The organism is Ensifer sp. R1-3 (assembly GCF_056739175.1).
Map to the genome: position 1 here is coordinate 689703 of NZ_CP096515.1, position 13970 is coordinate 703672.

General features: G+C 63.5%; 13 protein-coding genes. 12 read left to right on the forward strand and 1 reads right to left on the reverse strand.

Going from position 1 to position 13970, the window contains the following annotated elements:
* Window positions 1–5 precede the first annotated feature (5 nt).
* The 3 genes from M1D43_RS03360 (at window position 6) to M1D43_RS03370 (ending at window position 4407) form a co-directional block, all read left to right on the forward strand.
* The gene (locus M1D43_RS03360) at window positions 6–1622 is read left to right on the forward strand and encodes an ABC transporter substrate-binding protein (RefSeq protein WP_153313366.1); all 1617 of its coding nucleotides are present in this window, start codon (window positions 6–8) and stop codon (window positions 1620–1622) included.
* Window positions 1612–2556, forward strand: coding sequence for an acetamidase/formamidase family protein (locus M1D43_RS03365; protein ID WP_153313365.1), 945 nt, complete (start codon window positions 1612–1614; stop codon window positions 2554–2556). The genes M1D43_RS03360 and M1D43_RS03365 overlap by 11 nt, the downstream gene beginning before the upstream one ends.
* A gap of 69 nt (window positions 2557–2625) precedes the next feature.
* Window positions 2626–4407 (forward strand): ABC transporter ATP-binding protein, encoded by a 1782-nt coding sequence (locus tag M1D43_RS03370; RefSeq protein ID WP_153313364.1) that lies wholly within the window; start codon window positions 2626–2628, stop codon window positions 4405–4407.
* 23 nt (window positions 4408–4430) lie between these two features.
* On the opposite strand, the gene M1D43_RS03375 is transcribed toward M1D43_RS03370, so the two are convergent.
* On the reverse strand, window positions 4431–5216 hold the full coding sequence (locus M1D43_RS03375) for a TSUP family transporter (protein ID WP_027989305.1): 786 nt from the start codon (window positions 5214–5216) through the stop codon (window positions 4431–4433).
* A 327-nt stretch (window positions 5217–5543) separates the two neighbouring features.
* On the opposite strand from M1D43_RS03375, the gene M1D43_RS03380 reads away from it, so the two are divergent.
* From M1D43_RS03380 to M1D43_RS03420, 9 genes are all read left to right on the forward strand, one after another.
* Complete coding sequence (locus tag M1D43_RS03380; protein ID WP_153313391.1) at window positions 5544–5972, forward strand: cobalamin biosynthesis protein; 429 nt, start codon at window positions 5544–5546, stop codon at window positions 5970–5972.
* Between the two features lie 133 nt (window positions 5973–6105).
* A complete protein-coding gene (gene cobA / locus M1D43_RS03385) occupies window positions 6106–6945 on the forward strand; it encodes a uroporphyrinogen-III C-methyltransferase (RefSeq protein ID WP_003530753.1) in 840 nt (279 codons plus the stop codon).
* Window positions 6942–8231, forward strand: coding sequence for a cobyrinic acid a,c-diamide synthase CobB (locus tag M1D43_RS03390; RefSeq protein ID WP_153313363.1), 1290 nt, complete (start codon window positions 6942–6944; stop codon window positions 8229–8231). The genes cobA and M1D43_RS03390 overlap by 4 nt, the downstream gene beginning before the upstream one ends.
* 2 nt (window positions 8232–8233) lie before the next feature.
* A complete protein-coding gene (gene cobD / locus M1D43_RS03395; protein ID WP_153313362.1) occupies window positions 8234–9235 on the forward strand; it encodes a threonine-phosphate decarboxylase CobD in 1002 nt (333 codons plus the stop codon).
* Complete coding sequence (cbiB, locus tag M1D43_RS03400; protein WP_028011930.1) at window positions 9235–10218, forward strand: adenosylcobinamide-phosphate synthase CbiB; 984 nt, start codon at window positions 9235–9237, stop codon at window positions 10216–10218. Before cobD ends, cbiB begins: the two co-directional genes overlap by 1 nt.
* Before the next feature lie 150 nt (window positions 10219–10368).
* Window positions 10369–10656, forward strand: coding sequence for an acyl carrier protein (locus tag M1D43_RS03405; protein WP_010969581.1), 288 nt, complete (start codon window positions 10369–10371; stop codon window positions 10654–10656).
* 171 nt (window positions 10657–10827) lie between these two features.
* Window positions 10828–11304 carry a 3-hydroxyacyl-ACP dehydratase FabZ family protein gene (locus tag M1D43_RS03410; protein ID WP_003530766.1) on the forward strand — a complete coding sequence of 159 codons (477 nt, stop codon included), beginning with the start codon at window positions 10828–10830 and terminating at the stop codon, window positions 11302–11304.
* A gap of 2 nt (window positions 11305–11306) precedes the next feature.
* Window positions 11307–12509, forward strand: coding sequence for a beta-ketoacyl-ACP synthase (locus M1D43_RS03415; RefSeq protein WP_003530768.1), 1203 nt, complete (start codon window positions 11307–11309; stop codon window positions 12507–12509).
* 12 nt (window positions 12510–12521) lie between these two features.
* Entirely contained in the window at window positions 12522–13805 is a 1284-nt protein-coding gene (locus M1D43_RS03420; RefSeq protein WP_003530769.1) for a beta-ketoacyl-ACP synthase, read from the forward strand.
* The last annotated feature ends 165 nt before the right edge of the window (window positions 13806–13970 follow it).

The window sequence follows — 13970 nt, forward strand, 5'->3', positions numbered from 1 at the left end:
TTCAGATGAGGAACTTGCTACTGGCCGGCGTCTGCGCCGCCGCACTCATGGGAAATCCCGCGCTTGCCGACGACATCAAGCAGGGTGGCGAAATGACCGTCACCTACAAGGACGACGTTTCGACCCTCGATCCGGCGATCGGCTACGACTGGCAGAACTGGTCGATGATCAAGTCGCTGTTCGACGGCCTGATGGATTATGTCCCGGGCACGACCGAGCTGCGTCCCGACCTTGCCGAATCCTACGAAATCTCGGAGGACGGCAAAATCTTCACGTTCAAGCTGCGCAAGGGCGTCAAATTTCACAATGGCCGCGAGCTGACTGCCCAAGACGTGAAATATTCGATCGAGCGCGTGGTGAACCCAGCGACCCAGAGCCCGGGTGCCGGGTTCTTTGCAACGATCAAAGGGGTCGAAGAGGCCTCGGCCGGCAAGGGTGGCGAGCTGTCCGGCATCACGGTGCAGGATCCGCACACGATCAGGTTCGAACTGACCCGCCCGGACGCCACTTTCCTCCACGTCATGGCGCTCAACTTTGCCCATGTCGTGCCGAAGGAGGAGGTCGAGAAACACGGCGCCGATTTCGGTAAGAATCCGGTCGGTTCCGGTGCCTTCAAGCTTGCCGAATGGACACTTGGGCAGCGTCTGGTGTTCGAACGCTTCACCGACTATTGGAACGAAGGGCTTCCGAAGCTGGATCGCATCACCTTCGAGGTTGGCCAGGAGCCGGTCGTTGCGCTTCTTCGCCTGCAGAACGGCGAAATCGACGTGCCCGGAGACGGCATTCCGCCGGCGAAGTTCGTCGAGGTGACGAACGACCCCAACTTCAAGGATCTGATCATCCGGGGCGGCCAGCTGCACACCGGCTATGTGACGATGAACGTCAAGATGGCTCCCTTCGACAAGGTCGAGGTGCGCAAGGCTGTGAACATGGCCATCAACAAGGATCGTATCCTGCGTATCATCAACGGTCGCGCGGTCGCTGCCAACCAGCCGCTGCCGCCCTCGATGCCCGGCTATGCAAAGGACTACGCAGGCTATGCCTACGATCCCGAAGGCGCCAAGAAGCTGCTCGAGCAGGCCGGCCTCGGCGACGGGTTCTCGACCGAACTCTATGTCATGAACACCGACCCGCAGCCGCGCATCGCCCAGGCGATCCAGCAAGATCTGAAGGCGATCGGCATCACGGCATCGATCAAGTCGCTCGCACAGGCCAATGTCATCGCGGCCGGCGGCGAGGAAAACCAGGCGCCGATGATCTGGTCGGGCGGCATGGCGTGGATTGCCGATTTCCCCGATCCGTCGAACTTCTACGGCCCCATTCTGGGTTGCGGCGGTGCCGTGCCGGGAGGCTGGAACTGGTCCTGGTACTGCAATGAAGAGCTCGACAAGAAGGCAGCCGAAGCCGACGCCATCGTCGACCCGGCAAAGGCCGCGGAGCGCGAGGCCCTGTGGCGCGACATCTATCTGAAGATCATGGAGGACGCGCCCTGGGCGCCGATCTTCAACGAGGAGCGCTTCACCATCCGCTCGGAGCGTATCGGCGGCGAGGACAAGCTGTTTGTCGATCCGGTCCACATCCCCGTCCACTACGATCAGGTATATGCAAAAGATGTGCAGTAACTGCGACTACACCATCCACGGACGCCATCACCACTACGGCTGGGATCATTCGATCCCGCCGGTGGAAACCGTGGCGCCCGGATCGCGGCTCGAGTTCAATTGCCTGGACTCCGGTTCCGGTCATTTCACCGCCGACAGCACGGTTGCCGATGTCTCGACGGTCGATTTCACGAAGGTCAATCCGGTCACCGGTCCCATCTATGTCGATGGGGCCAAGCCGGGTGACGCCCTGAAGGTGACCATCGAGCACTTCAAGCCGAGCGGCTTTGGTTGGACGGCCAATATTCCGGGCTTCGGGCTCCTCGCCGACCAGTTCGCGGAGCCGGCGCTGACACTCTGGAAATATGATCCGGCTACGCTCGCTCCCGCAGCCTTTGGCGAGTTCGGCCGGGTTCCCCTGAAGCCCTTCGCCGGCACGATCGGGCTCGCGCCGGCAGAGCCGGGGCTGCATTCCGTGGTTCCGCCGCGGCGGGTAGGAGGCAATCTCGACATTCGCGACCTGGCGGCGGGAACGACACTTTACCTGCCCGTCGAGGTGGAGGGCGCCTTGTTCTCCATCGGCGACACGCATGCGGCGCAGGGAGATGGCGAAGTCTGCGGCACGGCCATCGAAAGCGCGATGGACGTGGTCCTGAAGCTGGAACTGGTGAAGGACGCCAACCTCAAGATGCCGCGCTTTACCACGCCGGGCCCCGTCACTCGGCATCTCGATGCCGAGGGCTATGAGGTCACGACCGGCATTGGAAGCGATCTGATGGAAGGTGCGCGGGCGGCCGTATCCGGCATGATCGACCTGCTCTGTGCGACACGCGGCATGAAGCCGGAAGACGCCTACATGCTCTGCTCCGTCTGCGGCGACCTTCGCATCAGCGAGATCGTCGACCAGCCGAACTGGGTCGTGTCCTTCTATTTCCCGCGCATCGTCTTTGCGTGACGAACCGGTCCTGTTCCGCCTCGGCGGGGCAGGGCGTCCTTCCGATGACATTGCCAAGGCCTCTGCCCGATGACTTCCTCTTTGCTTTCCGTGAAGGAACTGACCGTCCAGGTGGCTACGCCGACCGGGCCGAAGGTCGTGGTGGAGCGTCTGTCCTTCGATCTTCTTCCCGGCAGGACGCTTTGTCTTGCAGGTGAGAGCGGATCGGGTAAATCGATGACCGCGCTTTCGCTGATGCAGTTGCTGCCGAAGCCGATGGCACGTATTGCGGGCGGCTCAGCCACTCTCGATGGCGAGGACATATTGGCGCTTCCGGAAGCACGCATGCGGCGGATTCGCGGGCGCAAGATCGGGATGATCTTCCAGGAGCCTATGACCTCGCTCAATCCGGTGATGACGGTCGGCAATCAGCTGATCGGGGCGATCACCGCCCACGGAAACACCAGTGGCCGGCGCGCCGCGCGGGCGCGGGCCGTCGAACTCCTGGACCAGGTTCAGATTCCAGAGCCGGAGCGGCGGCTCGGCCAGTATCCGCACGAGCTCTCCGGCGGCTTGCGTCAGCGCATCGTCATCGCGATGGCGCTCGCGCAGAACCCGAAAATCCTGATCGCCGACGAGCCCACGACGGCGCTCGACGTAACGGTTCAGGCGCAGATTCTGGCCCTTATCCGCAAGCTGCAGGCCGATCATGGGATTTCGGTGATCATGATCACCCATGATATGGGCGTGGTCGCGGAAATGGCCGACGAGGTGCTGGTGATGAAGCATGGCCGTACCGTGGAGCACGCAACCAGCAGGGATCTTTTCGCGCATCCGCAGGATGCGTACACGAAGGAGCTCCTTTCCGCCGTGCCGCGCCTTGGCGAAATGGCGGGAACGGAGACGCCGAAGCGTGCAGCGGGGAAGGCGGTCGAGACAAGATCTGAGCCAGGCGCCGAACAGCCGATGCTCCAGGTCGAGAACCTCACGGTTCGCTTCGACATCAAGGGCGGCATCCTTCAGCGCCCGGTCAGGCGACTTCACGCGGTGGAGGGCATCTCTTTTTCCGTGCGCAGGGGTGAGACGCTGTCTCTCGTCGGAGAGTCCGGTTGCGGCAAGTCGACGACCGGCAAGGCGCTCTTGAACCTTGTCCCGTGGACGGGAGACATACGCGTCGACGGACGCTCCACGCGCGGCTTGCGGGGGAGCACGATGCGGCCCATCCTGCGTGACGTCCAGATGATCTTCCAGGACCCTTACGCATCGCTGGATCCGCGTATGCGGGTCGGCGATCTGGTGGCCGAGCCACTTGTGATCCACGGCCTTGCAAGCGGAAGCGAACTGCGTGACCGGGTGGAGTATCTCTTCAAGCGGGTCGGATTGTCGCCCGAGCAGATGAAGCGTTACCCGCATGAGTTTTCGGGCGGTCAGCGGCAGCGCATCTGTATCGCGCGCGCCCTGTCTCTCTCACCGAAGCTCATCGTCGCAGATGAGTCCGTCGCGGCACTCGACGTGTCGATCCAGGCACAGGTGCTCGATCTCCTGCAGGACATCCAGGACGAGACCGGCGTCTCCTACCTGTTCATTTCTCACGACATGGCGGTCGTCGAGCAGATCAGCCACCGGGTAGCGGTCATGTACATGGGCCGCTTCGTCGAAATGGGCACGCGGCGGCAGATCTTCGAGAGTCCGCAGCATCCCTATACGAAGAAACTGATGGCAGCCGTTCCCGTGGCCGATCCGGGCCGAGTACGCCGGGATTTCGTGCCGAAAGCGGAAGACCTGCCGAGTCCTGTGCGCGCCCTGGATTATGCGCCATCCTTCCCGCCGCCATCGGATCTGGGCGGCGGACATCTCGTCTGGAACGGCTGAACTGTCGTCGGTTTGCGGCCGGCCTACAGCCCCAGCCAGATACGCAGCGGATATTCCGGGTCGGCGAGCAGCCGGATGGCGAGCGCGATCGAAACGACGACCAGCAAAGGCTTGATGATTTTCGCGCCCTTTGCCATCGCATAGCGCGAGCCGACTTGCGCGCCGAGGAACTGGCCGACGCCCATCGTCAGGCCGATCTTCCAGAGCACGACGCCGCTGAGCAGGAAGACGAAGAATGCGCCGATATTGGAACCGAAGTTCAGGAATTTCGTGTGCGCCGTCGCCTTGAGGATGCCGTAGCCTGCGAGCGAGACGAAACCGAGCATGAAGAAGGAACCTGTGCCCGGACCGAAAACGCCGTCATAGAGGCCGATCAGGGGCACGAAGGTGACGGTGAACAGGAAAACCGACAGGCGCCGATGTTTGTCGAGGTCGCCGATATTCGGCTTGAAACCGAAGTAGAGCGCGATGCCGATCAACAGGAACGGCAGCACGGCCTCCAGAACGTCCGCGGGAACGACCGTCGCGAGCAATGCGCCCAATACCGCGCCTGCCGCCGACATCAGCGCCATCGGGAGTTGCTCCCGAAGGTTGACGTGGCCGTGCCGGGCATAGGCGATGCTCGCCGAACCGGAGCCGAAAAGCGACTGCAGCTTGTTGGTGCCGAGCGTCTCGAGCGGCGGAATCCCCGCGATCAGCATGGCCGGGATGGTGATCATCCCGCCGCCGCCGGCGATCGAATCGATGAAGCCGGCAAGGAATGCGGCCGCGAAAAGAAAGAGCAGTATGTGGAGGGCTAGGTCGTGCACTGGAGTCTCGAGCAAATAGGGCGGCGGGAACTGCTTCAGCCGCCTTGTGTCAGAGGTGACGCCGAAATGCAAAGAATTGTCTGAGGTCGATCCCGTGGCCGCACGGATTGCGACACGTGGATGGCGCAATCCGGTTTGACCGACCTGAAGCGCTCCGATAAAAATGACGATCATGCGACGGCGTCCGTTCAGGCGGACTGAAAGAGCGTCCGGTGCGGCCGACCCATGCAGGGGGCTTGATCCGGTGCTGTCCGGACCGGTACGTGGCATTTCGCCGGCCCGGCGCTTCGTATGGAACGCCGACGCCGCATGGGAGCCGCACCGCATATGCCTTCCGCCGAAGGACACATCACCGCCAAACTCGTGCTCGGCCTTGGCTGCGAGCGCAACACTGCGCCCGAAGAGGTTATCGCGCTTGCCGAACAGGCGCTTGCGGACGCCGGCGCTTCCGGCAAGGATGTCGGACTCGTCGCCTCTCTGGATGCGCGGACCGATGAGCCCGCGATCCATGCGGTCGCGCGGCACTTTTCGGTGCCCACGCATTTCTTCGACGCTGCCACGCTGGAGGCGCAATCGTCGCGTCTAAAAAATCCATCGAAGGTCGTCTTTGCCCATACGGGTTGCCACGGCGTCGCTGAGGGCGCGGCCTTGGCGGCCGCCGGGTGCGACGCGGTGCTGCTCGTGCCTAAGATCCGATCGGTGCGGGCGACGGCGGCAATCGCCGGACCGGCCGATTATGCAAGGGGAGCCGTGTGATGGCCTCGGGCGAATTTTGCAGTTTCTTTGATGAGCCGATTCAATTATCTGCCATTGTTTCCTGCATAACGACTTCAAGTTTTTCCTCGGTTGGATCGGATGGAATGCCTTGCTTTGCCCGGAGTATCGACCGATGACCGACATGTTTGCCGGCCTGCCTGAACTCGAGCCGGGTTCGGTCTGGCTCGTCGGTGCGGGCCCGGGGGATCCCGGCCTTCTGACCCTGCACGCAGCCAATGCGCTTCGCCAGGCGGATGTCATCGTTCACGATGCGCTGGTCAACGGTGATTGCCTCAAGCTCGCCAAAGCGAGTGCAGCACTCGAATTTGCGGGCAAACGCGGCGGCAAGCCTTCGCCGAAACAGCGCGACATCTCGCTGCGGCTCGTCGAACTGGCGCGTGAAGGGAAGAGGGTGCTGCGCCTCAAGGGTGGCGATCCCTTTGTCTTCGGCCGAGGCGGAGAGGAGGCGCTGACCCTGGTCGAGCACCGCATCCCGTTCCGCATCGTTCCCGGGATCACCGCGGGCATAGGCGGGCTTGCCTATGCCGGCATTCCGGTCACGCATCGGGAGGTCAACCACGCGGTGACTTTCCTTACCGGCCATGACTCTTCCGGCGTCGTGCCGGACAGGATCAATTGGGAAGGCATTGCCAAGGGCTCTCCGGTAATCGTCATGTACATGGCGATGAAGCATATCGGCCAGATCTCCGCCAATCTGATGGACGCCGGCCGCTCGCCGGACGAGCCGGTGGCATTCGTCTGCAATGCGGCGACACCGGAACAGGTGGTGCTGGAAACCACTCTTTCGTCCGCTGAAGCCGATGTGACCGCTTCGGGGCTCGAGCCGCCGGCAATCGTCGTTGTCGGCGAGGTCGTCCGGCTTCGCGCCTCGCTCGACTGGCTTGGCGCGCTCGATGGCCGGGCGCTCGCTCCCGATCCGTTTTCGAGCCGCATTCTCCGGAACCCGGCATGAATGGACTGATGATTGCAGCCCCGAGCTCCGGCTCGGGCAAGACCACGGTGACGCTCGGCCTGATGCGGGCATTGAGACGGCGCGGGCTCTCGATCGCGCCTGGAAAGGCGGGGCCGGACTATATCGACCCGGCTTTTCACACGGCTGCCAGCGGCAAACCCTGCTTCAATTATGACCCCTGGGCAATGCGCCCCGAACTGCTCCTAGCCAATGCGGCGGCTGCGGCGGAAGACGGCTCGGTGCTGATCATGGAGGCGATGATGGGCCTCTTTGACGGTGCAGCGGACGGCACGGGCGCGCCGGCGGATCTCGCCGCAGCACTTGGACTTGCAGTGATCCTGGTCGTCGATTGCGCGCGCCTCTCCCATTCCGTGGCCGCCCTGGTCGGCGGCTATGCCCGTCACCGCGACGATGTCCGTGTCGCGGGCGTCATTCTGAACAGGGTCGGCAGCGACCGGCATGAGGGAATGCTGCGCGATGCGCTTGCCGGAATTGCGATGCCGGTCTTCGGCGTACTGCGACAGGACGCTGCACTGAAGCTGCCCGAACGCCACCTGGGCCTCGTACAGGCAGGCGAGCATGGATCGCTGGAAGCCTTCATCGATCACGCGGCAATGCGGGTCGCATCGGGTTGCGATCTCGAGGCGGTGCTTGCTGCGGCGACGCCGCTGACGGTGGGAGTGACGGCCGGAACGCTAAAGCCGCTCGGCCAGCGGACAGCCGTCGCGCGCGACGTGGCCTTCGCCTTCTGCTACGAGCATCTTCTTTCGGGCTGGCGCGGGCAGGGGGCCGAAGTCACATTCTTCTCTCCTCTTGCGGACGAGGCGCCCGATCCGCGTGCCGATGCGGTCTATCTCCCCGGCGGTTATCCCGAGCTTCATGCGGAACAGCTCTCCAATGCTTCGAATTTCCGCGCGGCCATGCACAAGGCCGCTGGGGGCGGGGCGCGCATCTTCGGGGAGTGCGGCGGCTATATGGTGCTGGGCGAGGGGCTTGTCGCGGCGGATGGCGGGCATTACGAGATGCTCGGGCTTTTGCCGCTCCTCACGAGCTTCGCCGAACGCAAGCGGCATCTCGGCTACCGGCGCGTCACGCCGGTTGACGACGTGTTTTTCCGGGGACCGATGACGGCGCACGAATTTCACTATGCCACGATCGTTTCGGAGGGCGCGGCTGAGCCGCTCTTCACGGTACGTGACGCGGCAGGGCTCGATCTCGGCCGCGCCGGCCTCCGTCGCCGGAACGTTGCCGGTTCCTTCATGCATCTCATCGATTTCTCGGAATGATCATGGCCGCTCCCATCATTCATGGCGGCGGGATCACGGAAGCCGCAGCGCGCTTCGGGGGGACGCCCGAAGACTGGCTTGACCTCTCGACGGGGATCAACCCTTGTCCCGCCGCCCTGCCGGAAATCGACGCGCGCGTCTGGCACCGATTGCCGGATCGGCATGTGGAAGAGGCAGCGCGTGCGGCGGCCAGTCGCTACTATCGGACGGGCGAACTCATGCCATTGCCGGTGCCCGGAACACAGGCCGCCATTCAATTGCTCCCGCGGATCGCCGGCCAGGGAAAACGAGTCGCCATATTCGCGCCGACCTATGGCGAATATGCGCGCGTACTGAAAGCCGCCGGCCTGGTCGTCGACTCGGTCACGTGCGCCGGTGATCTCCAGGCGGCGCACGGCCTGGCGGTCGTCGTCAATCCGAACAATCCGACCGGCCGGCGCTTTCCGCCGGAGGAAATCCTTGCAATGGCGGAGGCGATGCGGGCGCATGGCGGCCTGCTCGTGGTGGACGAGGCCTTCGGCGATCTGGAGCCGGACGCAAGCGTCGCCGGACACGTTGCGGCCAATGACAACCTCGTCGTTTTCCGTTCTTTCGGGAAATTCTTCGGTCTTGCGGGTCTTCGGCTCGGCTTTGTAGTCGCGAGCCGGACGATCGAGGACTCGTTTCGTGACTGGCTCGGGCCCTGGTCGGTCTCGGGTCCGGCACTTGCGATTTCGGCGAAGCTGATGGAAGGCGACACGCTGGGGATCAAGGTCGGCATCGCGGAACGCAAGGCCGCGCTCGACGCGGTGCTTCTCGGCGCCGGGCTCGATGTGGTCGGCGGCACCGGCCTTTTCACGCTCGTAGAACACGAACGGGCTTACGATCTTCACGCGGCGCTCTGCGAGGCGCATATCCTGACGCGAAAGTTCGACTACGATCCGCGCTGGCTGCGTATCGGATTGTCACCGAACGCGCAGGGCGACCGTCGTCTCGCCGAGGCTTTGAACCGGATGGGTGTGTAGTGTCGGCTGAAATACTTCTTATCCTTGTGATGGCGCTGCTGCTGGACCGCGTCCTCGGCGATCCGGACTGGCTCTGGTCGCGTCTGACGCATCCGGTGGTGTTCTTCGGCAAGGCGGTCGAATTCGTGGACGAAGCGCTTAACCGCGGCGAATTCACCAAGGCCTGGCTGAAATTCCGCGGTGTCGTCGGCATTCTGGTGCTGCTCGCCGGCGCCACGGCCCTGGGTGTCGTGCTCGCTCGGCTTTTCGATGTGCTTGGCGCCCTCGGCTCTTTGCTCGAGGTTGTCACGGTGGCCGTCTTCCTCGCCCAGAAGAGCCTTGCAGATCACGTTTCCCGGGTCGCCGCCGGCCTGCGACGCGATGGACTTGCTGGCGGCCGCCAGGCGGTATCGATGATCGTTGGACGCGATCCGAACACACTCGACGAGCCGGCGGTCTGTCGCGCGGCCATCGAAAGTCTTGCTGAAAACTTTTCAGACGGCGTCGTCGCTCCCGCCTTCTGGTATGCGGTTGCCGGACTTCCCGGTCTTCTTGCCTACAAGATGCTGAACACGGCCGACTCGATGATCGGCCACAAGAGCCCGAAATATCTTCATTTCGGCTGGGCTTCGGCGCGGCTCGACGATCTGGCGAACCTGCCCGCGGCACGGCTCTCGGCCCTCCTGATCGCAGCCGGCGCCTATTTCAGGCGCGGTGCGGAAGCGGCGAAAACCGCAATCGAGGTGGCGCGGCGCGATCACGGACTTCACCGCTCGCCCAATTCCGGCTGGCCCGAAGCTGCGATGGCAGGCGCAACCGGCGTTCAGCTTGCAGGGCCGAGAATCTATGGTGGTGTGAAGGTCGACGAGCCCATGATGAACGACGCCGGCCGTGCGGTTGCTGCCATCGAGGATATCGAGGCTGCGGTCACCGTCTTCTATGCGGCCTGTTCGGTGATGACCTTCGCCTTCGCGGCTGCTGCTTTGCCGCTTCTGCTTTTCTAGGTCCCGGATCACGAAAGTAACTCGCTCAGGACCTACACGGTCGTCGTTGAGCAACACCTTCTCCAAATCGCCGTGGCAAAAGACCATGGGGCATTGGCTTTTGCGGTGCATTTTTCTATAGGGTTCGCCAAGACTCGAATTTTAAGAGGTATGCGCGTGACAGCTACATTCGACAAGGTTGCCGATATTATCGCGGAAACGAGCGAAATCGATCGCGAGACGATCAAGCCGGAAAGCCACACGATCGATGATCTCGGCATCGACAGCCTCGACTTTCTCGACATCGTTTTTGCGATCGACAAGGAATTCGGCATCAAGATTCCGCTGGAGCAGTGGACTCAGGAAGTCAACGAAGGCAAGGTCTCGACCGAGGAGTACTTCGTGCTGAAGAACCTTTGTGCCAAGATCGACGAGCTGCGGGCCGCAAAAGCGGGTTGAGGAAAGCCTGAAGCGGCTTTCCGCGTGAATCGCGCTTTCATCTGCGATCGGAGCTTGGCGATCATCGCTGACACGGATCGGCCCCTTTCCCGATGCCGCCTGTCGCGCCCCGCGCTTGACAGGCGGCATCGGCATTTTTACTTGAGCGCGAAACGAATGGGATGAGCCTGCATGCTCCTTGAATATTTCCAGATGATCGACCGGGTCGAAACCGTCGATCTGTCGGCCGGCCGTCTGGTGGCGCGCTCGGTCGTGCCGGAGAAGAGCCCGGTATTCGAGGGGCACTTCCCCGGCTACCCGCTGGTCCCGGGCGTGCTGCTGATCGAAACCATGGCGCAGGCTTCCGGCTTCCTGGTGCTGGCCGCGACGAAATTCGCCGCAATGCCGTTCCTGATGACGGTCGACGGTGCGAAGATGCGCAGCTTCGTCGAACCGAATGCCGAGCTCGAGATAGAGGCTCTGCTCGAACACGAGGGATCCGGCTTTGCAGTGACGAAGGCCAGGATTGCGTCTGGCGGCAAGAAGATATGCGATGCCCAGCTGAAGCTGAGGACGATCCCGTTCGACCAGGTGCCGCTGGGCGATATCGTGCGCAAGCGTGCGGAAGAACTGGGGCTCATGGCCGCGATGGCCGGTTCGGAGAAGTGAAGATGACGAAATCCGCGAACGATGTGGTGATCACCGGGGTAGGCATCGTGACGAGCCAAGGCGTCGGCGCCGAGCCTCATGTGGCGCTGCTCGGCGCGGCCGAGCCGCCTGAGGTTCGCATCGAAACGGAACGTTTCGCACCCTATCCGGTGCACCCGTTACCGGAAATCGACTGGTCGCAGCAGATTCCGAAGCGCGGCGACCAGCGGCAGATGGAGAACTGGCAGCGCCTCGGCGTTTTCGCTGCCGGCCTGGCGCTCGACGACGCTGGTCTCAAGGACAATCTCGAAGCCTGCGGAAGCATGGACATGATCGTCGCGGCCGGCGGCGGCGAGCGCGATATCAACGTCGACTCGCTCATCGTCGACGAGGCGCTGAAGCGCAACGACCGCGAACGGCTATTGAACGAGAAGCTGACGACGGAACTGCGCCCGACGCTGTTTCTGGCGCAGCTTTCCAACCTTCTCGCCGGCAACATCTCCATCGTGCACAAGGTCACGGGTTCGTCGCGCACTTTCATGGGCGAAGAGGCGGCCGGCATTTCCGCGATCGAGACGGCCTTTGCCCGCATCAAGGCCGGTCAGTCGAGCCACACGCTGGTCGGCGGTGCATTTTCGGCCGAGCGTCTCGACATCGTCCTGATGATCGAGGCGATTCAGGGCCATGCGCTCGGTGAGTGGCATCCGATCTGGTCCCGCAAGCCCGAGGACGGGGGCGGCATGATCCTCGGTTCCGTTGGCGCCTTCCTGGTTCTGGAGTCGCGCGAATATGCCGAGTCACGCGGCGCCCGCATCTATGCGACGATCGATGCGATCGGCGGCGACCGCGGCAGCCGCGAGGACGGGCGGCTCGAAGCGCGCCTCAGATATCTATCGAAGCCGGCCCTCGAGCTCGATCCGCAGTCGACCGTCGTCTTTTCCGGCACCTCGGGCTTCCATGACCTTGCCGGACGGGAAAAGGCGTTTCTCGAAACCGAACTCGCCGGCCGGCCGGTCCGTGCCTATGGCGGGCTCGTCGGTCACGGCATCGAGGCGCAGTTTCCGGTCGGCATGGTCCTTGCCGCGCTCTCGCTCGGACACGCAGCCAAGGTTCCACCTTTCGACCCCGCCGCCGAAGCCCCGATGCTGGCCCCGGCAAGGGCGGCGGTCGTCACCACCATCGGCCACTCCCGTGGCGAAGGCGTCGCCGTGCTTGCCGCGGAATAAGGAGCTCGAACTATGAGCAAGGCTTATAAGGACCACCTCGGCCGTCCGATCGTTGCCGTCACCGGCATGGGCGTCATCACCTCGCTCGGGCAGGGGCTCGACGACAACTGGGCGGCGCTCACCGGGGGCGTATCGGGCATTCACAAGATCACCCGGTTCCCGACCGATGCTCTTTCGACCCGCATCAGCGGCACGGTCGACTTCATCGAGATTCCTGCGGAGAATGCCGTCGAGCGTTCCTATGCGATGGCGCGCGAAACGACGCTGGAGGCCCTGGCTCAGGCCGGCCTTTCCGGCGATTTCAACGGCCCGCTCTTCCTGGCGGCCCCGCCGATCGAGCCCGAATGGAATGCCCGTTTCGAGCTTGCCGACCGCTCGCCGCCGTCGAGCCAGCCGGGCGACGCCTATAATCGGTTCCTCGCGGCAATGCGGCAGAAGGCGGATCCGACCTTCCACGAGGCCGTGCTATTCGGCTCGATCTCGGAGCGTCTTGCGGACCGCTTCGGTACGCGCGGCCTTCCGGTGACGCTTTCGACGGCTTGCGCATCCGGGGCGACCGCCATACAGCTCGGCGTCGAAGCCATCCGCCAGGGCAGAACCGACAGGGCGCTCACGGTTGCGACGGACGGCTCGGTCAGTGCCGAGGCCCTCATCCGCTTCTCGCTGCTCTCGGCGCTCTCCACACAGAACGAGCCGCCGGAAAAGGCTTCGAAGCCCTTCACCAAGGATCGCGACGGTTTCGTGATTGCGGAAGGCGCCGCGACGCTGGTGCTCGAATCGCTGGAAGCGGCGGTCGCTCGCGGCGCCCGCATCTACGGCATTCTCAAGGGCTGCGGCGAAAAGGCCGACCTCTTCCACCGCACGCGTTCCTCTCCCGATGGCGGACCGGCGATCGCGACGATCCGCGCGGCACTTGCGGATGCGGGCATCGACGAAGCCGGGATCGGCTACATCAATGCCCATGGCACCTCCACGCCCGAAAACGACAAGATGGAGTATCTGTCGATGTCCGCGGTCTTCGGCGAGCGGTTGCCGTCGATCCCGGTCTCATCCAACAAGTCGATGATCGGTCACACGCTGACGGCAGCCGGTGCGGTCGAAGCGGTCTTCTCGCTCCAGACGATGCTCAGCGGCACGCTGCCGCCGACGATCAACTACCAGAACCCCGACCCGGCGATCGTTCTCGATGTCGTGCCGAACGTGAAGCGCAGCCAGCAGGTGACTGCAGTGCTGTCGAACTCCTTCGGCTTCGGCGGCCAGAACGCCAGCCTTGTCATGACCGCCGAGCCGGCCTGAGTGGAAGAAAAAGGCCCCCTCTGGCCTGCCGGCCATCTCCCCCACAAGGGGGGAGAAAGGTGCGGTTGGCCTCTCGCTTCGCTCCAAGCGTCGCAACAAGATGAGCCTTGATTGGAAGGCGAAAGGCATGCGACGCCTACTCTCCCCCCTTGTGGGGGAGATGGC

Coding starts and splice junctions, on each gene's coding strand:
- cobD (WP_153313362.1), top strand. CDS start 8,234: ATGGCCGCTCCCATCATTCATGGCGGCGGGATCACGGAAGCCGCAGCG.
- M1D43_RS03415 (WP_003530768.1), top strand. CDS start 11,307: ATGACGAAATCCGCGAACGATGTGGTGATCACCGGGGTAGGCATCGTG.
- M1D43_RS03410 (WP_003530766.1), top strand. CDS start 10,828: ATGCTCCTTGAATATTTCCAGATGATCGACCGGGTCGAAACCGTCGAT.
- M1D43_RS03370 (WP_153313364.1), top strand. CDS start 2,626: ATGACTTCCTCTTTGCTTTCCGTGAAGGAACTGACCGTCCAGGTGGCT.
- cobA (WP_003530753.1), top strand. CDS start 6,106: ATGACCGACATGTTTGCCGGCCTGCCTGAACTCGAGCCGGGTTCGGTC.
- M1D43_RS03380 (WP_153313391.1), top strand. CDS start 5,544: ATGCCTTCCGCCGAAGGACACATCACCGCCAAACTCGTGCTCGGCCTT.
- M1D43_RS03365 (WP_153313365.1), top strand. CDS start 1,612: ATGTGCAGTAACTGCGACTACACCATCCACGGACGCCATCACCACTAC.
- M1D43_RS03420 (WP_003530769.1), top strand. CDS start 12,522: ATGAGCAAGGCTTATAAGGACCACCTCGGCCGTCCGATCGTTGCCGTC.
- M1D43_RS03360 (WP_153313366.1), top strand. CDS start 6: ATGAGGAACTTGCTACTGGCCGGCGTCTGCGCCGCCGCACTCATGGGA.
- M1D43_RS03390 (WP_153313363.1), top strand. CDS start 6,942: ATGAATGGACTGATGATTGCAGCCCCGAGCTCCGGCTCGGGCAAGACC.
- M1D43_RS03405 (WP_010969581.1), top strand. CDS start 10,369: ATGCGCGTGACAGCTACATTCGACAAGGTTGCCGATATTATCGCGGAA.